Raw genomic sequence first — 20,295 nt, 5'->3', positions numbered from 1 at the left:
TTCGTTTGAGTCTAATCACCCGCCCACAGCGCTGCTGTAGCTCAGAGGTAGAGCACTCCCTTGGTAAGGGAGAGGTCGAGAGTTCAATTCTCTCCAGCAGCACCATGACTTCACAAAAAATTAATATAAAACCGATAGTTAGAGCTTCTCACTTATTTTCCATCCCCGTTTTGATCCCCCCGAAACTACGCCGCTAGGACCTCTATTTCGTAATCGGATGACTTTGGCCTACTCCCTGCCCGGCGCAGTTTTACGCAGCTTGAGAACGGCCCGGTATAGAAGTCGGTTATTCAGATTCGCCGTGCTTACCGAGGAATCACCCATTTTGCGCATTGAGGAAAGCGCCCCAACCCCACCGTTAGAAATCGGCTGAACGAATTGTGCATCCCCCGGGTTGCGTCTATCCCTCTACCGACCACCGGCAAAAACCGGCAGAAAGTCCGAATGATGATATCCGCACCACGGTGCGGATTTAAAAGTGTCAAAAAGATACCTTGAAAATGCCTTTTCCAAGTTCTGCGTCGGCGTGCAAAGGTTAACACATTGTTAACGGAGACCGATTGTGAAAACGCTCATTTCAGCTAGTGTGATTGCGTTGGTTCTTTCGCTTGGAACCGCTTGGGCACAGATGGAACAAACCCCAGCACCAACTTCAATGGCAATCATCGAAACCGGCTCATTTCGGAAACTGATGGGTAAGGATAAATCGCAAATCTACAATGTCGCCTGCTGCAAAATCTGCCGCAAGGGAAAGGCTTGTGGCGACAGCTGTATTAATCGGAACTACAACTGCCACAAGGGCGTCGGCTGCGCTTGCAACGGTTAGATCCTTTCGTCCCCGGATTGAAAACAGTGATGTTTACCTCTGCTAACTTCGACCCGGGCATCACTGCTTTCAGTGAAACAGCCGACCCATTTATGGACCGGCTGTGTTTTCTTTTAATCCAAGAACCTCAGAACGCCTCGGCTCTAAGTTTCAGCTTCTTCTGTATCTATTCGGTCTCGAGCCTGAAGAATTTTGAACAGGCCAACGCGCGACCAGTAATAATAGAAGATAAGTCCGCAAATCGTTCCATAGATAATCGCCGAAACAGCGAGGACTTTGTTGCCAGCTAGAGTGCCTTCATCCCCCCCCATGCCGACAGCCACTACATCTCCAACACCACTGATAAAGGCAATGATTTCACTAAACTGCGCGATGCCCAGACCGACGATGATTTTTGTGAGCCAATCGGAAATTTCTTCAAGGTTGGTATTGTCATACAGGCGGCGGCTGAATTGGCTTTCAGTGTCGCCGGAGTCTTGCGATGCCTGCTGCTCTCTTTCACGCATAGCTTTTGGCAAACCAAACAAGAACCCCAAAGCTGCACCCGAAAAGAAGCCGCAAGCGGAGGCAAACCAAACAACAAAAAATGCGCTAAGAGCCGCTGGCCAAGTTTCTTGAGACGACGCGGTGTATCCAAATTCAACGAACCACCCGACAATAACGGCAAAGTACAAGTGGCCGGGGCTCATAACGGTTTCCGCCGATGCATGGACATTCACATCAAAGACGCTTGAGACCCTTTGCCAAACTTTCTTCTGCTTTGGTGGCGTTGACTTCGAGATGTCGGGTGGGTTGGTTTCATCGGGTGCTGTGGTCACGAATTTCTCCAATCAAAATTGGCTTCAAAAATCGACAAACTGCTTTAAAAATACAGTGTTGGTGGCGATCAATTTAACGCTTTTTGAACGAAGCGCCAAACGAACCCCATTAAGTAGTACTGCCGTGTTGTCGATTTTGCGCATGTGGCAAAGTCTATGCAACGAACGTGCGCACCTAAAAAATTGAGCTCACGGGTTGGGCTCGAAAGCAGTTGTCGTACGGCTTCCCTCGGGCTCGTAGTTCTCTGGAACGCCTTCAAAATAAGCAAAGCGGACTTTGCTTCCGTTGAGTTTTTGGAACCAACGCTTCACTATCCCACAATGATATACGTCTTAACTTACCCAGAGTTCGAACCGTCTTGCGCTGGCCAAATCCGCGACTTCCGGGCGAAACATGAGCCTGAAAGAGCCGAACTTGTTCCACCACACATTACCTTGGTCTTTGGAGCGAAGGACGAGCATTTACAGATTATCACTGAGTTGGCAGAGGTGGTTTCCACCCAAACCCACGAGTTCCCTGTCGCGTTCTGCGACCACACAATCGAGTTTGATCCCTTTGAACAAAAATACAAAATCTTCCTGCTCTGCGGAGACGGAAGTTGCACGGTGAATGCTCTACACAATCAACTCTATGACGGGGAACACCGTTTGGAACTAAGCTCTACACATCCGTTTCGACCGCATATGACAATAGCGACTTATGACAAGCGTACGGAGATTGAGCGAGTAGACATTTCAGATGCTTGTGAGTTTCCAGTTTGCGGAAAACTGCGCGCTTTAGAGATAGTGCGATTCTCTAATGGCGCGCTAGCGACGCTCAAGACGGTCCCGTTTTGTCGGTAGGTATGGGCTCAGACCGGTCATCTGACGGTTTCAGTAGGTCATCAGGTCGGTTCGGACGGCATCAAGGTCGGCCTAGCGGACATTCCCGGCATTCGCCGCGTAAAGCGTCTATGGCAGCTACCAGATACGTCACAGCGCGCAGCATTGTGCCAGAGCTACCCGAGCGAAATCGTGAAAACGCGTTTGAACAGTTCTGTTGTTGGACTGCTATGGGAGAGAGGTGCCCTGTTCGACAAATGCCGCGAGATTGTTGGAGAACTGCTCTGACACTGCAGTTTCACATCCGGTGGCCGTCACGATCTGCCTGGCGTCTACTTCCAACGCACTAGCGGCGCCAATATAATCTGGGCCCATATAAGAAATCATTATGACCGGGGTCGTAAGGTTGTCATACGCTTCCAAGACTGGGCCTCTGAAACGTGTCCGGTAACGCACTGTTTCGGATTTGCCAAAAAATCGGTCCACTTCGACGCCGTTTTTGGTTGTGACTAAATCAAAGCGAGCTTCGAAAGCAGATGTTGGTTCAGAGATACTTCCCGCGCACTCTTCGACATATACTCGTTCGTGTGCGTAGAGCAGGACCAAGGCGCGCATCTCAATTGCCATTCTGACACGCTGGTCAAATCTGTCAAAGCCATATGCATCTTCAAACTCGCCCGCGAAAATGTGTCTTGCCATCTTGTTGCCGACGGCAAGTTCGGCGTCTGAAGCTGCCGTTGACAAGGCATGTATTGTTAGTACGACGCGGTCACCTGATTTTTTTTGCACATGAACTTCAACACGCCCGGCTCGTTCGATAGCGCTGTTCATCATATTTATGTGCGAGGCAGGCGCTCCAGCTCCATCATCAACGATTAATAATAAATCGCCTTTCACGACGCCGGCTTGCGCCGCTGGGCTATTAGGCTCTACAGCTATGACGCTTGAGGTGGGGCCGATGCCCTGTTTGTCTGGACCTTTCCCAAGAAAAAGACCCAAATTCAAATCTGCTGCGACTGTGCCCGGCGGCAGTGCTTCGACCACTTCTAGGCTCTCAGGCTTGGTAACATTCTCAGTTACTAGTTTGGTAGGCTCGCTGCTCATCATCATCCCGTGCCCTGAGGTGCCTATTGAACGTTCAATAGACCATTTAGTTTTTTCGCTGTCCCAGTTTGTAATGCTCATAGCGCCGCCGGTCGGGCACACTGGGTCGGTGGCGAGTTCTGTGAATCCGACACCACCCCATTCCATTAGGTAAGGCAAAACGTTCTCGACATTATCAGGAATAATTAGAGTGCTCACGCAGCCAATATCTGGATACTCTACGAACGCTTCATTTTGAACAACTGTTATAACGACCAAGTGATCTGGCGACCCCCCTCGACCGATACGCCCAGAGATTTGAAAATCATGAGAACCAAGCATTTCAGGTTCCGCCTTCGGCACGGTGTCGGAGTGTGTCTCTACTTTGGGCGGTGTCGTCGTTTCATCCGGTGTCTGACCGGCTTCTACCTCCGCCTGCAGACTGGGCTTTGATGTCGCTGCATTGAGGGACAATGTCACGGGCCCCTCAACAATCGGGTCAGCGCCTCTGCGACTGGACCACTGATACACCCACTGATTGCCTTCGGACAGCGTTAGCTTAATGAAACCACCATACCCGCATGCGCCTGTGCCACGATCAAGAGTTTCGTTGAGTTCAATCGCGCTCTCAGTCTGTTGGTGAAGAAGGACCGTGCCACCGCAATTCAAATCAGGATAGTCGATATGCATGACTTCACCATCATTCCATATCCTAACTGAATAGTCTTGGTATCCATGTTGGGACACCTTTCCCGAAAACTCAAAATTTCCAGCAGACTGGTCAGCCTGTTCAGCCGACACTTGCGAAGAAAAAAAGGCTAGGGACGCCACAGCAAATAGCAACACTCGGACAGTAAATCCAATCATGTCAATCGAACCTTAGAAAACGAGGACTCAAAACATCAATAAGCAAGAAGGTAGTGAGCTCGTCGATTCGGTTCAACTTTCTTGATTCGCAAGAACAAAACGGCACCATCCGTTGCCAGCGGGACGAGCCCAGAGTTACGGAATTCGCAGTTACTTCAACAAAAGAGGACAAACGACCATCTTAAAGAGCGGTCATTCATTTGCGTTGCAGTATCTGCCACTTTGGGCTCAGAGCGGACCTTGCTCAAAGAAAAACCGCCCGGTTCAAGGGGCGGCTTCCTGCGGGTTTTGGTTGTGGGCTGGCTCAACCGACGCCGACAACTTCGGGCGCTGGGGCATCCCGATTTGCTGGCAGGCTCGAAACACCGGCGCGAATAGAACGCATCATCTGGCCATGATAGCCGTCATCGATGTCGATACGGACAGGATCATTGTCGGCCTCAAGAATGAAGATATCCAGTTGTGCAGCCAATTCTTCGGCTGTGGTGGCAACCTTGCGGCTGGCGGCGTTGTAGAGCTTTTGCCGCTCGTCAAACAGCAGTCCGTGCATTGTCTCATGGCCTGCGTTGGTCATTTTGCCGAGCTTGCGTAGTTCCCATAACTCTGTGGAGGCCTGCTTTAACTCGCCGTGCAGTGACTTCATATCCGTTAGATTAGTGGGCATATCCATAGGTTTTCCTCCTAAACGTTCACGCACCCTAGCAGGCGATCCGCATCTGCCCGGATGATTTGGTTGGCCCAGTTGTCCACCAGCCCGTCAACGCGGGCCGATATCCGGGCCTTGATTGCCATGTCCTTGAGGTCTTGAGCCGGGATTTCCATCATCTTGTCTTCGAGGGCCTGGAATTCATCGCACAGAGGCTCGACACACCTTTCATAGTGGTCGCTTGACAAACGGTGTGCCTCCGGGTTGCCTTCGGTGCTCAAGCGCTCAGCATAAGCGTTGTTCTCATCAATTGCGTTGCCGTAGCGGTTCCCGAGTTCTTCCCATTCAGGGTACAGGCTTTGAATGGGTGTTTCGGCTTTTGTGTCGTTCTGATTGTCGCGATAGGACGCCAGAACCATCGGTGTCAGGTCACCCAGAAATACCCAATCAAGCGACATGCCGGTTTCGCGGCAGAAGGTCAGCAACTCGGGTGAAGGCGCTCCGCCATCGCTCAGTAGCCGCGACGGCGCATCCCTGCCAATGACGCTTGCAAAGAAGTTCATGCGCGCAGTGGCGGCGTTGTAGTCCAGTGGTTCATGCTTGTCTGCGAGGGCGGCGGGCGCGACCATTGCGGCGGGTACGGTCTGCATAAGGGTACGACGGTCAATCATACTCGTTCCTTTCAGGAATGTTCAGGCTGACGGGCAAGGGCATCGGATAGCTCGCCTGCCTGCTTGTTGATGGTGCGGATCAGGGCGGCAACGGAACCCCATGTTTCAGGGTCAGGGCCTTCCCATGACAGGCCCTCAAGGGCATTGGTCAGACCTTTCAGCGTTACCGCATCTGTTTCGATTTCGTAGCGGGTCTTTGGCATATGCTTACCCCTCATTTTGGTGAGAACTGGCAAAGGGCCTGGTTCAGGCGCTTGGCGCGGGCTGAGGCCATTTCAACCAGCACGATTTGGTCTTCGGTGCAGTCGGATGCGGCGAACATCGCGTTGATGGAATCCAGGAGGCTTTCGATAATCAGGGATTCGGTTTCCATCTGGCCTTTGGTCATTTGGGTTTGAGACGCCATATGCGGCCCTCCTATTGCGTGAAGTGGTGAATGTGGCCGTCAGCGGCGATCCGGGACACGGTTGCGAGATTGACGGAACGCGGGGCTTTGGCTTCTGCATCCCAGACCGGCAACAGGTGCGGGTGGCGACGTGCGCGGGTCTCAATGGCCTTGCGGGCTGCTTCTGACGCCGCATCGCCTTTGACGTTGTGGCGCAGCGTGGCGGGCTGAACGCGCATGGTGCGCTCTGTCCCGTCTTGCTTGGTGAAGGTGACAGACACGAACCGACCCTTAGCGCTGGCAATCAGGTCGCGCTTTTCGGCATAGTCGTCTGCCTTGGCTTCGTGGTCCCGCGCAACACGCAGGGCCAGAACCAGTTCGTCATGCTTGCGGTAATCGGCCTCGGTCCATGTGTCCTTGTTTTGCAGCATGTTCATGGCTTCACGAATGTGATCCGCCTCAGACATGTTCGCACGGCGTACAGCTTCCTTTGCCTCGTCCCATGCCTGCCACAGTGCATTGCGCCAGATGATGCGATGAAACTTGCGTCCCGCCACGATGGCCCAAGCGCGGTTCATGATGTTCTGGCGGTCATACATGGCGGAAACCCTTACCTTGTCTAAAAGTATCGTAGGTGATACTTATGGTATACAGTAAGGCTTACCTCATTGCAATACTAAAAGTATCATGGAGATAAATAAAGTATTATGCATTTTGCAGATATTACACCCCAACACACAAAAGCGGCCCGGATGCTATTGGGGTGGTCACAGGGAGATTTGGCCGAGAAATCAGGCGTCGGAGGATCAACGGTCAAGAGGTTGGAATCGAAGCCGGAAGCAATGGTAAAAGCTGACCTTTCAACTAAGGCTGCGCTGTTTAACGCGCTCAGTCAGGCCGGAATTGAATTCATGAATGGCGGCGAACCCGGCGCACGGCTCAAACAAGAGCCTCAACCACTAGCCGCCTTCTTTCCGGGCGCGGGTAACCAGTGAAGATATCCCGCCACCTCAAGCGGGGCACGATAGTCACGGCTTGTTTTGACACAGCAAACTTCTAGGAACCCATCATGGCATTATTGGCTTTTGACCACGTGAACATTCGCACCACCAACCTGGAGGAAATGGTTAACTGGTACGGTGAAGTTCTAGGTTTGCATCCGGGCAAGCGACCAGATTTCGGTTTCCCGGGCGCTTGGCTCTATTTGAATGACACTGCAGTGGTGCATTTGGTCGAAGTGCAGGAGCGACCTGCCATTGGCGGCAACCCTTCGCTGGAACACTTTGCCTTTCAGGCTGAGGACTTCGACGCTTTTGTTAAGAAACTGGAAGATTCGGGTGTTGCCCACACGATTGATCCCGTGCCGGGGACACCCATTGTGCAGGTCAATTTTCGAGACATCGACGGCAACCACATTCATGTTGATTTCGTGCTTGAAAACGGTGGCGCATCTTAACTGAACGCGGCAAGGACGACCGGAATGGCATTCTTCTTTCCACCTCGCCTTATGCAGGCGAAAGCTGCCGCGCATTACCTCGGCGTTTCTGCGTCGAAACTTCGAACTTTAGGCATCCCAGTGAAAGTGTGTGGAGCAAACAGGCTCTATGACATTCGCGACCTGGATGACTATGCAGACAGATTGCCGTATGTGGATGAGGATGATGATACCAGTGATGCCGACAAGGTTTGGGGCGGACCGCAATTAAACCAGTGGTAATTGAATGCCGGCTTCGGAAATCACAAAAACTAACCTGTGTAACCCGGATTACTGAACGCCCCACCGAATCCAGCCATATTAGGTACAGTTAATGAGTGGGCGCTGGTGTATTTGAGAGCGCGAGAATTACAATATCCTCCCTGAGAATGGGGCGCGCTTGTGGTGGGTGCGCCCTTTTCCTTTGATGCGGATTCCCCGGCGCAAAAAACGGATGTCAGCCCTGACTCCCTGCTACATGAGGGCTAACATCCTACGTATCGCTTTATCTTTCGCGGTGTGTGGGGAGAGGTGCAAAGCCCTTTGACGACCCTTAAGAATACTTGGCCGTTGCAAGGTTCATGTGTTTCTATCTTGCCTTGCTCTAGGCCACGCTGCAGCGTCTCCACGCTATGGAAGTCAGCTTTACGGTAGCAAACCCAAGACTTGGGCTTCCAAAGCCAAGGATGTTCATGCGCTAGAAGAATGCACGTTCCGTCACACAGGTCGTTTGTCCAAGTCGTAACCGATACCAAAACTACTCGTCCAAGGTCGTCAGGGTCAGTGCAAACGATGTGAAGATGGCGCTGGTTGGGGTTGTGGAACGTACCTGATGGCACCAGCAGCGTTCCTGCCCTGCAAACCAAATTAGAGGCCCTTCAAGAACGCAGTTGCATTACTTACGCTTTCCAACTCAGATGCGTGCTCGGAATGTGAAGGAACCCCTAATGCCGTTAACATGGACTCAAGGGTGATAGTTTTGGAGTTGATGCCCGTTACTTTGGGGTCTTCCCACTCAGGAATATTACCATGCATATGCGTAAATTTTTCCAACTGCCACTGGTCGAAGTCACCGAACCGTTCCCACACAGCATCAAGTGTGTCCAATTCTGCGTCACTGAGCTCGTCTAAATCATCTGTGGTCAATCCGGCTTTATTAAGCCCGACGTCGTGATTTGCTCTGTCTGAAACAAACTCTGACCATCCAGCATCGTAGTCGGGATGAATTTCGCCCTTGATGTAGTCGTATGTTGTTGAGTTTACGGGTCCGTTCTTCATGCTTACCCGACGTTCGTCCAGAATTGGACAGCCATGACGCGCAATGTTCTCGCGGTCTGCAAGATAAACCAGCTTTACTGCCTTCAAGACATTGATGACATTGTTGCCCGTCTTGAGTGCGAAAAAAGCTACTATCTGTGATGCTTTGCGCGGATTGTAAGCCATTAAATTCCTCCCCAACAAAAGTAAGCGAAATGCATAGACTGAGCAAGGTGGCGTAAGAATATGTGACGAACTGTGTGGCTAACTCTCCATGTCTTGCTGTGGCCCAGCACCACGCCATCTGCAAGACTGGTGGGAACAGTTGGCCCATCAGTAACATGTTGCTTCCAAATCTCTTTTCACTGGATTGGATTGCGCCCCACCTTCCTATCTGGCGATCCGTCAGAACGCACACCCTACGGCGACAGTTCGGACAGGCGGGGCGACTTGGCGGGATCACGAATATCACGGGCACCTATGGGTACAAATCGGAAATAATTGCCGATTTGGCCTCGATAGCACCCGGCAACCGACTAAGAGACATACGCGCGCGTAGTGCGCAGAAATGAAGCCTTGGATCACCTACTGAGGTGTTTGTAAGTCCAAGCTAGGACGGCAAGACGTTACCTAAATCGGATCCTCTTGAAAGCCTAGTGCCTGTGCAAAAATGAGAAAGCCGCCTGAGTTTCGATCCAGCTTTTGGACCCGCGAAAATATTGCTGCAGCGACCCTATCATCTCTTGTGTTTCTGATGTTTCCTTGACGAGCCCAGTCAATAGATGCCCAAACAAGTAGGTCGTGCATTGCTGACGCGCTTGATTCTAAGTGCCCGGCTTCGGCGAGAACTATTACTCGTTCCAGTTCTATCGCGGCATACTCACTGTGGTCTGCTTCGACATATTTCGAGAGCGTCATCTTAGATGCCCAATTGCACGCGGTCATCCTACTGTAAATATCAATATCCGCATTTCTGCAACGACCGGCCAAGATGGATGAGCTAATTCCTGCAGCCCAAAAAGCTAAGAATACTGGCATCAAGCATCGCACAAATTTAATCTTCTTGCCCATCAACAGGAGCTCTCCAAGCTGCCCAGTGCCCGTCTTGTCTGCCGCAAACGCCCGAGCCAAAACACTTCAATCTCTGATTACGTCAACGAGTCGAGCTCAAGACTCAAATTATAGGTGCCAGAGTGAGCGGTATTGTGACGCGCATCAACCTAAGATATTCGAGTGACCCAACTTCAGCGACCCGAAAACCGTAAGCTCTATGCACTTAAAAAACAGATTTGAGCCTCACCCCTGCTACATCTGTTACTTCTGCTACATGGGATCATCTGGGAGGGTGACAGCTTGCAGGAACGTGATGTGGTATATATCGCAATCGACGCCGCGCGGTTCGAGAACTTTGAGCGCCAACTGAACCGCATTGAGAGAGTTATTCAGCAGCTACTGAACCCCGTCCGGCATGACTGGATAACTGTTCAAGAATGCGCCGAGCTGGTCAGCAGGTCTGAGGGCACTGTCAGCCGATGGGTTCGAACAGGGCGAATACAGTCAAAGCGCGTGGGTGGACGGCTATTGGTTCGGAACCCCAGCTAGAGCAACCACTCAAACTTGCAGCGCTACGACACATTCAGCATGTCCGTTGCGGTCGATGCAGAAGGGTGCAAATTTGCACCCTTCCTAGATATGCTTAAGGCCTTCCACAGTCTTTGCGTCGGTTGAAAGACTCCATGCAATCGACAGCGTGCCCTGAGTCCGTCAGATGTGACGCCCTACCAACAGGAGCACCTGGGTTCCATATACTAACCGTTAGCTAAGCATTTCACCGGATATTGGACTTCAAAAAAAAAAACGGAACAAGTCATCTACTTTCGGTAACTGTTGTAGAATTGGATTTTTGGCAAAGCACCCTCAGCGATGTGGAATACCCAAATTGCCAATCGCCAACGCTTCGCTGAGGTTTGACAGGAATGCATTGACCTCTCGTGTAGAAGTGAGGTGATAAGTGGCCTTTTCAACTGGTGCACTTTCATAGAGTTCCTGCATCCTCTGGCGTCCCGTGTGGCGCGTTCGCCAGATCCAAGACCAGAACTCCAGGCTGAACTGTTCCGGGCATCCATCGGGAAGATCCGGGCGGGTTCGACCATAGTTTAGTAAAGTGCGCCGCAAAACGCGCCACGCCCGCAAGCTCAGGGAAATATCAAGCCAGATTAGGGTGTCCGCGCGATCCAAACGCTCAGGCCATGTAACACTGTGACCTCCTTCAAATATCCACTGCCTGTCTTTTATGACTTCCAGCGTCATTGCCGACTTTTCCGCCCGGTCTCTTTCTATCCAGCCAGATTTCCAATGGATGTGGTCGATGTGGACAACCGGCAAGTGGGTCAGAGCCCCTAAATACCTTGCAAGGGTCGATTTCCCCGCCCCAGGTTGTCCAATAATCATCACGCGCTGCATAATGCTATGGTGATGAATGACCGCAGCGGGCGCAATAGAGGCACCTATCTGTTTGCGATTTCTGGTAAACCATTTTCCGTCCAGAAGATGTTGTTGAAGCCTGCTAAGCCAATCGTTGTACAAGTCTGGCACGTGTTTCGGGAAACGGCGGTGTTTCGCCATGCGGACCAGTCGGCCCTATACAGGACCCATCAATTTGGATGTATCGAGTTAACGGTCCATTAACCAAATTTTGGTCATCGTCGGACGGCGGACACGCAGAGTGAGACCAATGATGAAAAGCCTGATAATCGACCAACTTCGGCATGCCATTGCCGGTGACCGAAAGAGGTTCGGAAGGCTGGTCAAATACGATGGCCAAGACGGTTTTTCGGAAGATGCGCTGCAAGGACTTCCGGTCGCCGTTCAACCAACGATAGACCTCTTGAATTTCCTGTTCGGCCTTTCGTATCGCGGCCATCATTTCCCGGATTTCTACGCTCACTTGGTTCGCCTGCGGTCCTATTCTCGCCCATCAACAAGGTATCATATTACCCCATAGCACGCAAGAACAGGAGGGGAACACTTGCCGGATTTGAGGCTAAAACGCACCACCCGGCAACTTGCAAAAATCATCTGATTTAATCGGGGGTGTTCCGTGTTACCTGGGAGGTGTTTTTTGATACGGGACCAAAACTATGAAGACTGTCACTGTTGGCTTATGTTGCTTAATGACCATTGCATTGTCTGGTTGCGAGGGCGCGCAAGTCACCGAAAGTGTAAAAGTACAGCGATTTAGTGAGATTGAACTCAATGGACCAATGCCGCGTGCATACCGTGATTTCGTCAACCAAGTTGACCCTTACGGCGCACTCTACGTCACCGAAACGGGAGGTGGCGGCGGAAGAATAGGGGGGCAGGCATCTCTTGAGGCCGCAAAAAGTGCCGCACTCGCACACTGCAATGAACTTAATCCCGACTCCAACTGTGTCCTATACGCGACTAAATCTCCGTAAGCAGAGAACAATTGAACTAGAAACCTAGCTTTCGCGAAGGAACCATTTGAATGCCAAATTTGGACTTCCAAGAACGGCTCAAACGCATTGAGAATAAAAGCGCAACCCCACCGCAGCGGCCTGCGCCAGAACCCTCAACCTGCAAAAGAGAGAAACTGAAACGAGCGTTGGACGCGACTGACCGTGCTGGCATATCCAGAGCAGAAGCCTACCCGGCGGTTCTTCAGTTTTTGTTCAAACTCGGTTTCACGCCAAAGCCAATGCCCTATTGGAGCGCTCTTTCGTTGTCGATTCTCGGCGGAGGTGTCATCTTCTTGATATTCGGCGGCATTCTCTACAGCGAATTTGGTTCGTCTATGCGACGCGGGCCGATTGCCGGGCTTCATAGCGCTGGTTGGGGCGGTGTGTACGCCATGACTGCATTCTTCGCGATCCTATTTCCGGTATACACAAAAGTACGCGCAAGAATTGGTAACTTGCCCAAGTGGCGGGATATCTAGGTTCGGGAGTTAGCCAGTTGGGTGGCCATGAAGTTCGGCGAAAGGATTATAGCCACTTTCCCAGAGGGGCCAAAGCGCAAAGGCGGCAGCCAGAATCAAGACTATTCGCTCAACGTCTTGTAATGTAGTTTTAATAACTGATTTGTCCGCTTTCGCTTCGTCAGTTTCTTTTGATGCTCATGCGTCCACTCCAATTCGTTTGCCGTTGGCGGCTATGTCAGCCAACAACTCATCCAGGTCCACAACGCCAATCGTCGGCTCTGTTGCGTCGTTGTCATGAATTATCCACTCATCAAAGGGCTCAGCTAAGTCGGCTGTAAGTCGGTTAACTACTTCGCGGATTTCGTCTTCGTCTTTCAATTCAACCGGCAAATGGACTATCGCCGTTTTCTTCGTGACGCCTTTCCTAGCCTCCAGTTTGGATATCCTGCTTTTCACGCTCATGTTGTCTGTCTCCCTCAAAGTTGATGCGCGTCAGATTCAAGAAAAACGTTCCGCCGCCCCGTAGGGTTTGCACGTTTCTTGAAAGCGTACTGTTCCTCGCCAGGTGCGCGTTTGAACTCTTTGCCATTGACATGCGCGCTGCGAATAGTGGGCTCGTCATCATCTACCGTGAACGGATCAGTGATGTAGATGACCGTATCTGGCCCGTTTGTGAGTTCCAGTTTTTGAATTCTCTGCTTGATGCTCATATCAACTTTCCTCCGTCAGGTTTGCTTGGCTGCACCCGGCTGCGTCCATGAAGCATTGGAACAGTTTTGCGCTCGGGGCTGGTTGCTTAGAGAGGTGGAAGCATTGACGGGCCACTTCGTCGTCAACCCGCCGGTCCAGTACAAGTGCCGCGATTTCCATTGGAGACGCGTTGGAGGTCAATTGGCTCAAAGGAGTTTCGCGCAGGCGTTCTGCGGCAGTCTGCAATCGTTTCATCAATTGAGCCGATGCGTCCGACTTTAAGAAAGCGCTTTCCAATGTGCTGCTTTCCAAAGCCATCAGCCGTTTTCTGATATTCATTTTGCTGCCTCCAATGCCGTGATCCGGCGTTCCAGTTCCGTCGTTTCCAGTACCCGTCTGTATTGCTCGACCAGCCCCATGACCGTTGCCCCCTCAAGTGGTGTCACTTCACCCTGAGAAACAGCCTGCAACACCGCCTGTGCCGCCTCTGAAGCGTCTTCAGCCGACTTGATGGAGGGAAGGTCAAAACTAACCGGTGCATCTTTCCGGGAGGGCGCAATGCGTTCCAGACAAAGACGAAGAGCTGTACTGTCACCCTCAAGTGCCATCTCGACTGCTTTCTGAGTGATTGCTTCTGATTGGCCCTCAAGCAGTTCTTCAACCGCCCTTGTTACCCGGTGACGGGTTCCTTTGGGTTTGCCGGGGTTACCCGCTGAAAAGGTACCATCCGGGTTTCGCTCATCCGTATTTGCACCGTATTTACGGCTGTCACCACTGCTCATGTTGCCTGTTCCCACTGCTGAGTTTTCCCATTCCACACCCTGCCGTTCGGGCCGTGCTTTTCCCACTCGGACAGGTTTCGCCAATCATCCAGACTGACGACCTTGCCCGTCCATGTGCAGGGCCTGCCGCCAACGCCCACCTTGTCTGGTACCGGTCCCGGATTTGGGTGCTCCGGTGCGTCTGGCGGTGATCCGCGCAGGAATTCAACCACCTCACCCCTGCTTTGTTTAAGGGCTTCGATCCGCTCTGGTGTCAGCAGTTCGCGATTGCCCCGAAACTTCACCTTGTCGCCAGCGAGTTCAAATCGGACACCCTGCTGCCGAAGGCTTTCAACCAACTCAATCGCTGCGCTCATAGCTCGCCCTCCACCACGTCAGAGGCACCCTTTCTCCCAGTACCCCCTGAATAAGTGTCTCCAAGCGTCACCGAAGGATAACTTTCTGTATTTGCTGTATTTTCTGGTGACACTTGGGGTGACACTTGTGAGGTGGTGACACTTGCAAGTGTCACCCGGTCGTAAGTGTCACCCAATCCGTCACCGTTTTTTGTTTCAGTTTCAACAGTTTGTCTATTGGTGACACTTGGTGACGCTTGTGAGGGGGTGTCATGAAGATACCTATCAAATGCGTCTCGAAAGTCGGTGATTTCGTAGTACCTGTAGGTTTTCGTCCGGCCCGGAGTGATGCCGTATGCCTTCAATAGCTTCGCAACGCCGCGTGCGGTAATAGGGTTCCCACGACGCCATTCTGCCCAAGGGCTTTCTTCCAGCTTGCAAAGCTCTTCTACAAGGTCAGTGCTGGTGATATGACCGCCGTGCCATCTTTCTACAATCTCGGAGATATCGCGCAGCAGCAGCACCCCGGCGCTCTTCGGATCGTCATCACTGCGCGCTGCCATTGCCACCAACGCCGTCCGCAAAAACTCGGGCCATTCCCCGCCAATCCGGTCGGCAATCGCAATCATTGCCCGCGCATTGTCCTGCGCCCGGTCGTGTAGAGCATCGGGAACATCAGGGTCCAACCCGCGCAACATATCAGCATTGTCCTGAGCCCAGCGTTTTGCCTTCCGGCAGAGCGGAACGAATTGCTGAATACGGTCGCCGCGGAAGCGTTCAACCACTTCCCCCGGCTGCTTCCTGCGAAGCCTGACGACAAGTGCCCGATCCTCCAATGTGTCAGGCAGGTTGCCAATCATGGCGATGCACTTGGGTGCCCATGCGCAGAACGCGCGGGGCTCATGGTCATCCCCAACAGTCCGCAACACCTTGGCCGTTAGTCGGTTGTGTCCACCGTTAAGAATGCCCCGCAACTCGTCCTTGTCCGACAGGAATGTATCGGCCTCATCGATCAGAACTGTGGGCTGATAGGCATCCATCACGCGAAACACCACAGCGGCGCTTGTGTTGACAGTGTGTATGGGCTTGGGAACCATCACCGACACCACATTCAGGGCGGTGCTTTTACCACACCGCTTTTCCGGGCTTGTGAAAGCTAGGATCGGCGAGATATCGGCGGCGTCATGTGCATGCGCGTGAAGCACCCAGAACGCCATGACGATATCGGAGTAATCGGGCAGCACACAAAAGCGGTGGATTGTGCTCAGCACCTCTTTGATAAGTTCTTCACCAGATACCGGGGTGTCCCAAGGATCGACTTCATCAACGATTGAAACTGACTTTGGTTCTTCCTTGGGTCGTTTCTCAGAAACCAGTTTATCCAGCACTGATACACGAACGCCCAATTCGTCGGCTTTGGTTTCGCGGCACCGCTCATATTCGATGACTGGCATTGCGGCCAATTCCAGGATTGCCACATCGTCAGGGTCCGGGGTGAATGGCACGATGGCCTGTTCTGCTGCCGTAGTCATGTCACTGCTCCCTCTTTCAGGGCGTCATTCCAATCGCACCCGTCTGCTGCGGGCATCAATGATACATCCCAGCCAAGGGCATGTGCCCGAGACGCAAGCTTGTCGCCTGCTTCCCGTCCGGCTGGGTCTCCATCTGTTGCGATAATCAAATCCGATGGCTTGTCAGGCAGGCGCACAGCTTTCATTCCCGATGTGCTGAGAGTGGCCCAGACCGTCGCAGGACAATCCAGCAGACCCGACAACAGCGATAGGCCGGTCTCGATGCCCTCGGCCACCACCAATGGCCCTACCACCTGTGACAGCACCACAGCGCCGCCGGAACACGGTCCCAGCATCATCTTGGCGTTTTTCTCAAGCCGATTGCCCCGCTTGTCAAAGAACGTCCGATGAATGCCGCCGGTCGTGGTCTGGGCTACCATAGCCATGCACCATGAGGTTGTCGGGCTATGAAAGATATCCGGCGCAAAACGCAGAGACGGGGGCAGGTCGCAGGTGATACCGCGCCCGCGCAGATATGCCTCAGCCTTGGTGCGCTCGATGGGGCGGCAGGTTTCCCAGATACCTCGCGCCTGTTTCAGCTTGTTGGCCTCGTATTCCTTGCGTTTCTGTTCGGCCTCAAGCTGTGCTATCGGGTCGATCCGCGCCGAACTGGCTGGCACATTCGCTGCATCGGCAATATCCCGAAAATCACAGTTCGACTTGAAGCAGTGCAACAGAAGACGGCCACCAGCCTCCGAGATTGAGAGGGCGGTTTGGTCGCGGCGGCGCTCGGGCTGGCAAACCGGGCAAGGCGCAGAGCCCCGCCCATTGCGCCACACACCACCCAGCTTGTAAGTCAGGTCTGATCCGTTCATGACGCACCCCCTTTCTGCTGCGAAAGCTCGGTGAGTGCGTTCTGAATTTCCGGCAGAAGGGCGGCGCTGAACGCCACCCCTTTTTTCGTCGGGTGCTTTTCGCCGTCCTTGGCCAGATACCAGACGCGAACGTTCACAACGTCGCGCCCTTTGTAGTTCTGGCGGCTGAGCCGGATTTCTTCCTGGGTGTTCTTTTGAATGGTGATGCTCATGATTTGACCTCCCCATAGTGCAGGGCTGCAATCAGGCGCGCAGCGGTTTCGGAGAGGCCGTGCTTGCGGCGAAGGGTCGTTATCTGAAGGTTGCAGGTTCTCATGCCGCCACCTCGTTCGCATGGATCAGCTCCACTTTACTGACGAGGAAGTAGATGCCGAATTTCTGGCGTCCGGTGTCTGCATCCCCCCGGTACATCTTGCATTCGATGTTTACGCCGTCATCGCGCCGCAGCGGTAGCACCTGATCCGAAAGACGACAGTAGCTGGCCGCGTAGAGAGGCGACCGCATCAGCCCCTCAAGGACTTGTCGCTTGTGCTTGGAAGCGTAGACTTCACGCGATTCCTGACCCGGATCAGTGACCCGATACAACGCCGGGGCCGTCAGGTTGGGAAGGTCTGCCCAGCGATACACGCGCAGTGCGTTTGAAGGTGGGAGTTCGGTTTTATTTGTTTGGTTTTGCTCGAAAGTAACCATCTATTGTCCTTCTTTTGTTGAAAGACATCGGGCCTTCGGCTATTCTCTCAGTACCACCTAATAGAATTCGCCTCCGCCCGTGCCTCGGGTGGGGGTTTCTTTTAGGCGGCAACCTGCTTCTCGATTGCGGCATCGATATCGGCCTCGTTCCAGTAAAGACGAGAACCGAACTTGATGGGCTCAGGAATGCGGCCCAGTTCGACGTCGCGGTAAACGCTAGAGCGGCTACGACCGCCCAACTTGGCTTGCAGGTCTTGGAAGGAAAGCAGTTTCATTGCTGTGCACCGTTTTGTTGCTTGGTGCAAAGAGAATTGCCTTTAGGCGTCGAGAAATGAATTTGGGAACATGAAGCTCCCTATGGGAACGCGTGACTCCCATCTTTGGACAAAACTGAGTATTGGACCTACTTCATTGCCCGAATTTGGCGAATAAATTCTTCATCAGGTAAGGCCGGTGGGTAAGCCTCATCAAACTGATCCCCATCATGCCAAACATCCCAAAGGTTCCAGCTAGCTGAGGAGGGCCAGGAACGAATAATGTTTTGATAATACATCACAGTTGAAGCTAACCTAAGCGTTTTAGGTAGCGGCTGCACCATCGGGTGCGATTGATGATTCATGTCAGCACCAATAATAGCTTTCGCAGCACATATGTGCGCAGCAGCTCTATACTTACGAAAGTATCGTTGAATTGTTGGGACGTCGCCAACCACAGGCTTTGTTTTAACATTCCATCCGTCTGACTTTAGCAATTTGAAGCTTATGTCGCCGGTATCATAGGCAATTTGGGAAGCGATTTGGCTGGCCTGGTTAATGCTTGCTGGACTGCCGTCTTCGTTTAGATGAGTCATTATCAGAGTTACCAGCCCACAGACAAAAACCTGGGCAGAACGTTTATTTAAAGCATCAATTAGTATTTTGGCGACTTCACCAAATACCCAATTTTCAGGATCAACGTTGTAGCTATGAAACTCCATTGTCAGAATTTGCAATGCTTGCAGCGCGCTTTTCTTGTCGTCCGCAAAGAACGCCAACATATCCAAGCTTTGGACAGTAGTCGGTCTAATGCTGCCATCTGGTAAATTGATTTGAAACGAACGCGTCATTGCTGCTGGCCCACCTCTGTAGGTGCGGGCAGCACATATTCCGCCCATCGGTTCATAACTTCACGCCGATGTTCCAGAAAATCCGTCCGTTTGTAGGCACGTTCAACGGAACCACCGACAACGTGACCCAGACACGTCTCGGCCACCTCAAAAGGCACGCTCTGCATCTCCGCCACCCAGTCCCGAAAGGAAGACCGGAAGCCGTGCGGGCGTTCGACCATTCCACGCCGCTTCATGTACCTTCCCATCGTTGCATCGGAAATCACTCCCTTTCGAATGCTGGGAAAGAGAAACCCATCACGTTCGAAAGGCTTAGCCTGTTCTATGACAACAAGAGATTCATCAGATAACGGCACCCGAAAATCAGCGGTAGCATCCCTTCGGCCCTTCATATTCGCCGCTGGAATCGTCCAGACGTCGCCTTTGATTTGTTCGATGCGCAGATTTCTCAACGGGAATGACCGTACAGCCGTAATAATAAGAAGACGTAGCGCCAACTCAGTGACAGTGCCATTGTTAAGGCTTTGATAGAATTCTGGTACTTCCTGCCAAGGCACAGCCGGAATGTTCTCTGTCTTGTGTCGCTGCTTACCCAAGAGCGCCCTAGCCTTCTCCGTCGCTTGTAAGTCAACGTCCAGACCGAGCGCAGCCGCATGCCGCATACAAATACCGAGCCTGCTAATCGCCTTCTTCGCAGTATGCGCTTTGTCATGCCATATCGGCGCTAGAGCATCCCGAATGTCCCGCTGATCGATTTGCGAAACGGGTACCTTACCCAATTTGGGAAGCACATGGTTTTCCAAAGGAGAAAACCAACGCCCTGCCTCGCCGTCGCCCTTCAGTTCTGCCTTGCGGCTTTCAAAGGCATCCAAAGCAATGTCTTTGAGCAAATGCATATTGAGCGCGTCCTCGCGGCGCTGACGCTCTCGTTCTTTGATCGGGTCGAGGCCTTTTCTAACAGCTGCTCTCCACCCTTCGGCCAGTTCACGCGCATCTTTTAACGAAACATCTGGAAAACGGCCCAGCCCCATTTCCCGCCGTCTGCCGTGAACGTGAACACGTAGTACCCATTGCGCGCCGCCGTCATGGCGCTTGTACAGCCACAAGCCGCGACCATCTGAGTACTTACCCGGCGGATGCGCCTTGGCAGCAGCGGCAGTCAACTTGTTCAATGTACGGGCCAACTTTGTCCCCTTTCTAATCCCCCTTCAACATATAGTATACGATGGGGCATGTTGGAATACATTGAAGCAAGTTTTATAATGACTTAAGCAAGATTCTGAAAAATCTGATATACGCTGAAGCAACAAGATATAGGAGTTCAATTCTCTCCAGCAGCACCATCTTCCAGCTAGGTCAAATAAACGCATTAACCTCTTTGCGAGTGTCGTGCCAAACAAGTATCATTCGGCGTCCTACCGACCCCGGTTGTGCAACAGAAAATGATTTGCACCGGGATTTTGGTTTGGAATGAAAAGACCGGCAAAAGGCAGCCGATGTGACAAGTCTATCTTGCCG

At 52.4% G+C, this 20,295-nt stretch carries 30 protein-coding genes and 1 tRNA gene; 8 read left to right on the top strand and 23 right to left on the bottom strand.

The genetic code is table 11. The features are described 5' to 3' along the window. Positions 1-30: 30 nt before the first annotated feature. Positions 31-105 (top strand) — tRNA-Thr (locus ACR0K4_RS16845). Positions 106-562: 457 nt separating this feature from the next. Next, the gene (locus ACR0K4_RS16840; RefSeq protein WP_480854903.1) at positions 563-826 is read left to right on the top strand and encodes a hypothetical protein; all 264 of its coding nucleotides are present in this window, start codon (positions 563-565) and stop codon (positions 824-826) included. A gap of 143 nt (positions 827-969) precedes the next feature. Here ACR0K4_RS16840 and ACR0K4_RS16835 read toward each other — a convergent pair whose 3' ends face one another. Further along, positions 970-1,644: a hypothetical protein gene (locus ACR0K4_RS16835; RefSeq protein ID WP_480854902.1), complete on the bottom strand. Its 675-nt coding sequence runs from the start codon at positions 1,642-1,644 to the stop codon at positions 970-972. Between the two features lie 156 nt (positions 1,645-1,800). On the opposite strand from ACR0K4_RS16835, the gene ACR0K4_RS16830 reads away from it, so the two are divergent. Next, positions 1,801-2,487, top strand: a complete 687-nt coding sequence (locus ACR0K4_RS16830) for a 2'-5' RNA ligase family protein (RefSeq protein WP_480854901.1) — start codon at positions 1,801-1,803, stop codon at positions 2,485-2,487. A gap of 207 nt (positions 2,488-2,694) precedes the next feature. Here the strand turns inward: ACR0K4_RS16830 and ACR0K4_RS16825 are convergent, their stop codons facing one another. The 6 genes from ACR0K4_RS16825 to ACR0K4_RS16800 form a co-directional block, all read right to left on the bottom strand. Beyond that, positions 2,695-4,416 carry a hypothetical protein gene (locus ACR0K4_RS16825; protein WP_480854900.1) on the bottom strand — a complete coding sequence of 574 codons (1,722 nt, stop codon included), beginning with the start codon at positions 4,414-4,416 and terminating at the stop codon, positions 2,695-2,697. A 304-nt stretch (positions 4,417-4,720) separates the two neighbouring features. After that, a complete protein-coding gene (locus ACR0K4_RS16820; protein WP_480854899.1) occupies positions 4,721-5,086 on the bottom strand; it encodes a hypothetical protein in 366 nt (121 codons plus the stop codon). An 11-nt stretch (positions 5,087-5,097) separates the two neighbouring features. Next, entirely contained in the window at positions 5,098-5,733 is a 636-nt protein-coding gene (locus ACR0K4_RS16815; RefSeq protein WP_480854898.1) for a hypothetical protein, read from the bottom strand. Positions 5,734-5,744: 11 nt separating this feature from the next. Beyond that, the gene (locus ACR0K4_RS16810) at positions 5,745-5,936 is read right to left on the bottom strand and encodes a hypothetical protein (RefSeq protein WP_480854897.1); all 192 of its coding nucleotides are present in this window, start codon (positions 5,934-5,936) and stop codon (positions 5,745-5,747) included. An 11-nt stretch (positions 5,937-5,947) separates the two neighbouring features. Next, positions 5,948-6,139: a hypothetical protein gene (locus ACR0K4_RS16805; RefSeq protein ID WP_480854896.1), complete on the bottom strand. Its 192-nt coding sequence runs from the start codon at positions 6,137-6,139 to the stop codon at positions 5,948-5,950. Positions 6,140-6,150: 11 nt separating this feature from the next. Next, positions 6,151-6,717, bottom strand: coding sequence for a hypothetical protein (locus ACR0K4_RS16800; protein WP_480854895.1), 567 nt, complete (start codon positions 6,715-6,717; stop codon positions 6,151-6,153). Between the two features lie 108 nt (positions 6,718-6,825). Between ACR0K4_RS16800 and ACR0K4_RS16795 the strand changes: the two genes are divergently transcribed. The 3 genes from ACR0K4_RS16795 to ACR0K4_RS16785 all read left to right on the top strand — a co-directional run bounded on the left by ACR0K4_RS16795 (position 6,826) and on the right by ACR0K4_RS16785 (position 7,835). Continuing rightward, positions 6,826-7,113, top strand: coding sequence for a helix-turn-helix domain-containing protein (locus ACR0K4_RS16795; RefSeq protein WP_480854894.1), 288 nt, complete (start codon positions 6,826-6,828; stop codon positions 7,111-7,113). Positions 7,114-7,187: 74 nt separating this feature from the next. Further along, positions 7,188-7,574, top strand: coding sequence for a VOC family protein (locus tag ACR0K4_RS16790; RefSeq protein WP_480854893.1), 387 nt, complete (start codon positions 7,188-7,190; stop codon positions 7,572-7,574). Positions 7,575-7,598: 24 nt separating this feature from the next. Then, positions 7,599-7,835 (top strand): DNA-binding protein, encoded by a 237-nt coding sequence (locus tag ACR0K4_RS16785; RefSeq protein WP_480854892.1) that lies wholly within the window; start codon positions 7,599-7,601, stop codon positions 7,833-7,835. Between the two features lie 624 nt (positions 7,836-8,459). Here the strand turns inward: ACR0K4_RS16785 and ACR0K4_RS16780 are convergent. Next, complete coding sequence (locus ACR0K4_RS16780; protein WP_480854891.1) at positions 8,460-9,035, bottom strand: Panacea domain-containing protein; 576 nt, start codon at positions 9,033-9,035, stop codon at positions 8,460-8,462. A 444-nt stretch (positions 9,036-9,479) separates the two neighbouring features. Next, entirely contained in the window at positions 9,480-9,920 is a 441-nt protein-coding gene (locus ACR0K4_RS16775) for a hypothetical protein (protein ID WP_480854890.1), read from the bottom strand. A 297-nt stretch (positions 9,921-10,217) separates the two neighbouring features. Here ACR0K4_RS16775 and ACR0K4_RS16770 point away from each other — a divergent pair, with 297 nt between their 5' ends. Beyond that, positions 10,218-10,451 (top strand): helix-turn-helix domain-containing protein, encoded by a 234-nt coding sequence (locus ACR0K4_RS16770; RefSeq protein WP_480854889.1) that lies wholly within the window; start codon positions 10,218-10,220, stop codon positions 10,449-10,451. A 315-nt stretch (positions 10,452-10,766) separates the two neighbouring features. Here ACR0K4_RS16770 and ACR0K4_RS16765 read toward each other — a convergent pair whose 3' ends face one another. Together ACR0K4_RS16765 and ACR0K4_RS16760 are read right to left on the bottom strand one after the other, a co-directional pair. Beyond that, positions 10,767-11,435 (bottom strand): P-loop NTPase family protein, encoded by a 669-nt coding sequence (locus ACR0K4_RS16765; RefSeq protein ID WP_480854888.1) that lies wholly within the window; start codon positions 11,433-11,435, stop codon positions 10,767-10,769. Continuing rightward, positions 11,416-11,796, bottom strand: coding sequence for a hypothetical protein (locus tag ACR0K4_RS16760; protein ID WP_480854887.1), 381 nt, complete (start codon positions 11,794-11,796; stop codon positions 11,416-11,418). Before ACR0K4_RS16760 ends, ACR0K4_RS16765 begins: the two co-directional genes overlap by 20 nt. Positions 11,797-12,357: 561 nt before the next feature. On the opposite strand from ACR0K4_RS16760, the gene ACR0K4_RS16755 reads away from it, so the two are divergent. Beyond that, positions 12,358-12,807 carry a DUF6404 family protein gene (locus ACR0K4_RS16755; protein WP_480854886.1) on the top strand — a complete coding sequence of 150 codons (450 nt, stop codon included), beginning with the start codon at positions 12,358-12,360 and terminating at the stop codon, positions 12,805-12,807. A 177-nt stretch (positions 12,808-12,984) separates the two neighbouring features. Here ACR0K4_RS16755 and ACR0K4_RS16750 read toward each other — a convergent pair whose 3' ends face one another. From ACR0K4_RS16750 to ACR0K4_RS16695, 12 genes are all read right to left on the bottom strand, one after another. Next, positions 12,985-13,251 carry a hypothetical protein gene (locus ACR0K4_RS16750; protein ID WP_480854885.1) on the bottom strand — a complete coding sequence of 89 codons (267 nt, stop codon included), beginning with the start codon at positions 13,249-13,251 and terminating at the stop codon, positions 12,985-12,987. A gap of 14 nt (positions 13,252-13,265) precedes the next feature. Then, positions 13,266-13,499: a hypothetical protein gene (locus ACR0K4_RS16745; RefSeq protein WP_480854884.1), complete on the bottom strand. Its 234-nt coding sequence runs from the start codon at positions 13,497-13,499 to the stop codon at positions 13,266-13,268. A gap of 1 nt (position 13,500) precedes the next feature. Further along, positions 13,501-13,818 (bottom strand): hypothetical protein, encoded by a 318-nt coding sequence (locus tag ACR0K4_RS16740; RefSeq protein ID WP_480854883.1) that lies wholly within the window; start codon positions 13,816-13,818, stop codon positions 13,501-13,503. Next, positions 13,815-14,261 (bottom strand): DUF5681 domain-containing protein, encoded by a 447-nt coding sequence (locus ACR0K4_RS16735; protein ID WP_480854882.1) that lies wholly within the window; start codon positions 14,259-14,261, stop codon positions 13,815-13,817. Before ACR0K4_RS16735 ends, ACR0K4_RS16740 begins: the two co-directional genes overlap by 4 nt. Next, positions 14,258-14,617 carry a TubC N-terminal docking domain-related protein gene (locus ACR0K4_RS16730; protein ID WP_480854881.1) on the bottom strand — a complete coding sequence of 120 codons (360 nt, stop codon included), beginning with the start codon at positions 14,615-14,617 and terminating at the stop codon, positions 14,258-14,260. Before ACR0K4_RS16730 ends, ACR0K4_RS16735 begins: the two co-directional genes overlap by 4 nt. Then, on the bottom strand, positions 14,614-16,101 hold the full coding sequence (locus tag ACR0K4_RS16725) for a DUF3631 domain-containing protein (RefSeq protein ID WP_480854880.1): 1,488 nt from the start codon (positions 16,099-16,101) through the stop codon (positions 14,614-14,616). The genes ACR0K4_RS16730 and ACR0K4_RS16725 overlap by 4 nt, the downstream gene beginning before the upstream one ends. A 23-nt stretch (positions 16,102-16,124) precedes the next feature. Beyond that, complete coding sequence (locus ACR0K4_RS16720) at positions 16,125-16,982, bottom strand: DUF7146 domain-containing protein (RefSeq protein ID WP_480854879.1); 858 nt, start codon at positions 16,980-16,982, stop codon at positions 16,125-16,127. Next, a complete protein-coding gene (locus tag ACR0K4_RS16715; RefSeq protein ID WP_480854878.1) occupies positions 16,979-17,194 on the bottom strand; it encodes a transcriptional coactivator p15/PC4 family protein in 216 nt (71 codons plus the stop codon). The genes ACR0K4_RS16720 and ACR0K4_RS16715 overlap by 4 nt, the downstream gene beginning before the upstream one ends. A gap of 100 nt (positions 17,195-17,294) precedes the next feature. Next, complete coding sequence (locus ACR0K4_RS16710) at positions 17,295-17,672, bottom strand: hypothetical protein (RefSeq protein ID WP_480854877.1); 378 nt, start codon at positions 17,670-17,672, stop codon at positions 17,295-17,297. A 101-nt stretch (positions 17,673-17,773) separates the two neighbouring features. Then, the gene (locus ACR0K4_RS16705) at positions 17,774-17,947 is read right to left on the bottom strand and encodes a helix-turn-helix transcriptional regulator (RefSeq protein WP_480815096.1); all 174 of its coding nucleotides are present in this window, start codon (positions 17,945-17,947) and stop codon (positions 17,774-17,776) included. 128 nt (positions 17,948-18,075) lie between these two features. Next, positions 18,076-18,777 carry a hypothetical protein gene (locus ACR0K4_RS16700; protein ID WP_480854876.1) on the bottom strand — a complete coding sequence of 234 codons (702 nt, stop codon included), beginning with the start codon at positions 18,775-18,777 and terminating at the stop codon, positions 18,076-18,078. Then, the gene (locus tag ACR0K4_RS16695; protein ID WP_480854875.1) at positions 18,774-19,961 is read right to left on the bottom strand and encodes a tyrosine-type recombinase/integrase; all 1,188 of its coding nucleotides are present in this window, start codon (positions 19,959-19,961) and stop codon (positions 18,774-18,776) included. The genes ACR0K4_RS16700 and ACR0K4_RS16695 overlap by 4 nt, the downstream gene beginning before the upstream one ends. Positions 19,962-20,295 lie beyond the last annotated feature (334 nt).

The organism is Ruegeria sp. K11 (genome assembly GCF_056531905.1).
This window is presented reverse-complemented; position numbering and strand designations above follow the sequence as displayed.

What these genes read in the sequence shown, in the direction of transcription:
- ACR0K4_RS16830 (WP_480854901.1), top strand. Translation starts at nt 1,801, where the DNA reads ATGCAACGAACGTGCGCACCTAAAAAATTGAGCTCACGGGTTGGGCTC.
- ACR0K4_RS16825 (WP_480854900.1), bottom strand. Translation starts at nt 4,416, where the DNA reads ATGATTGGATTTACTGTCCGAGTGTTGCTATTTGCTGTGGCGTCCCTA.
- ACR0K4_RS16820 (WP_480854899.1), bottom strand. Translation starts at nt 5,086, where the DNA reads ATGGATATGCCCACTAATCTAACGGATATGAAGTCACTGCACGGCGAG.
- ACR0K4_RS16815 (WP_480854898.1), bottom strand. Translation starts at nt 5,733, where the DNA reads ATGATTGACCGTCGTACCCTTATGCAGACCGTACCCGCCGCAATGGTC.
- ACR0K4_RS16810 (WP_480854897.1), bottom strand. Translation starts at nt 5,936, where the DNA reads ATGCCAAAGACCCGCTACGAAATCGAAACAGATGCGGTAACGCTGAAA.
- ACR0K4_RS16805 (WP_480854896.1), bottom strand. Translation starts at nt 6,139, where the DNA reads ATGGCGTCTCAAACCCAAATGACCAAAGGCCAGATGGAAACCGAATCC.
- ACR0K4_RS16800 (WP_480854895.1), bottom strand. Translation starts at nt 6,717, where the DNA reads ATGTATGACCGCCAGAACATCATGAACCGCGCTTGGGCCATCGTGGCG.
- ACR0K4_RS16795 (WP_480854894.1), top strand. Translation starts at nt 6,826, where the DNA reads ATGCATTTTGCAGATATTACACCCCAACACACAAAAGCGGCCCGGATG.
- ACR0K4_RS16790 (WP_480854893.1), top strand. Translation starts at nt 7,188, where the DNA reads ATGGCATTATTGGCTTTTGACCACGTGAACATTCGCACCACCAACCTG.
- ACR0K4_RS16785 (WP_480854892.1), top strand. Translation starts at nt 7,599, where the DNA reads ATGGCATTCTTCTTTCCACCTCGCCTTATGCAGGCGAAAGCTGCCGCG.
- ACR0K4_RS16780 (WP_480854891.1), bottom strand. Translation starts at nt 9,035, where the DNA reads ATGGCTTACAATCCGCGCAAAGCATCACAGATAGTAGCTTTTTTCGCA.
- ACR0K4_RS16775 (WP_480854890.1), bottom strand. Translation starts at nt 9,920, where the DNA reads ATGGGCAAGAAGATTAAATTTGTGCGATGCTTGATGCCAGTATTCTTA.
- ACR0K4_RS16755 (WP_480854886.1), top strand. Translation starts at nt 12,358, where the DNA reads ATGCCAAATTTGGACTTCCAAGAACGGCTCAAACGCATTGAGAATAAA.
- ACR0K4_RS16750 (WP_480854885.1), bottom strand. Translation starts at nt 13,251, where the DNA reads ATGAGCGTGAAAAGCAGGATATCCAAACTGGAGGCTAGGAAAGGCGTC.
- ACR0K4_RS16745 (WP_480854884.1), bottom strand. Translation starts at nt 13,499, where the DNA reads ATGAGCATCAAGCAGAGAATTCAAAAACTGGAACTCACAAACGGGCCA.
- ACR0K4_RS16740 (WP_480854883.1), bottom strand. Translation starts at nt 13,818, where the DNA reads ATGAATATCAGAAAACGGCTGATGGCTTTGGAAAGCAGCACATTGGAA.
- ACR0K4_RS16735 (WP_480854882.1), bottom strand. Translation starts at nt 14,261, where the DNA reads ATGAGCAGTGGTGACAGCCGTAAATACGGTGCAAATACGGATGAGCGA.
- ACR0K4_RS16730 (WP_480854881.1), bottom strand. Translation starts at nt 14,617, where the DNA reads ATGAGCGCAGCGATTGAGTTGGTTGAAAGCCTTCGGCAGCAGGGTGTC.
- ACR0K4_RS16720 (WP_480854879.1), bottom strand. Translation starts at nt 16,982, where the DNA reads ATGAACGGATCAGACCTGACTTACAAGCTGGGTGGTGTGTGGCGCAAT.
- ACR0K4_RS16715 (WP_480854878.1), bottom strand. Translation starts at nt 17,194, where the DNA reads ATGAGCATCACCATTCAAAAGAACACCCAGGAAGAAATCCGGCTCAGC.
- ACR0K4_RS16710 (WP_480854877.1), bottom strand. Translation starts at nt 17,672, where the DNA reads ATGGTTACTTTCGAGCAAAACCAAACAAATAAAACCGAACTCCCACCT.
- ACR0K4_RS16705 (WP_480815096.1), bottom strand. Translation starts at nt 17,947, where the DNA reads ATGAAACTGCTTTCCTTCCAAGACCTGCAAGCCAAGTTGGGCGGTCGT.
- ACR0K4_RS16700 (WP_480854876.1), bottom strand. Translation starts at nt 18,777, where the DNA reads ATGACGCGTTCGTTTCAAATCAATTTACCAGATGGCAGCATTAGACCG.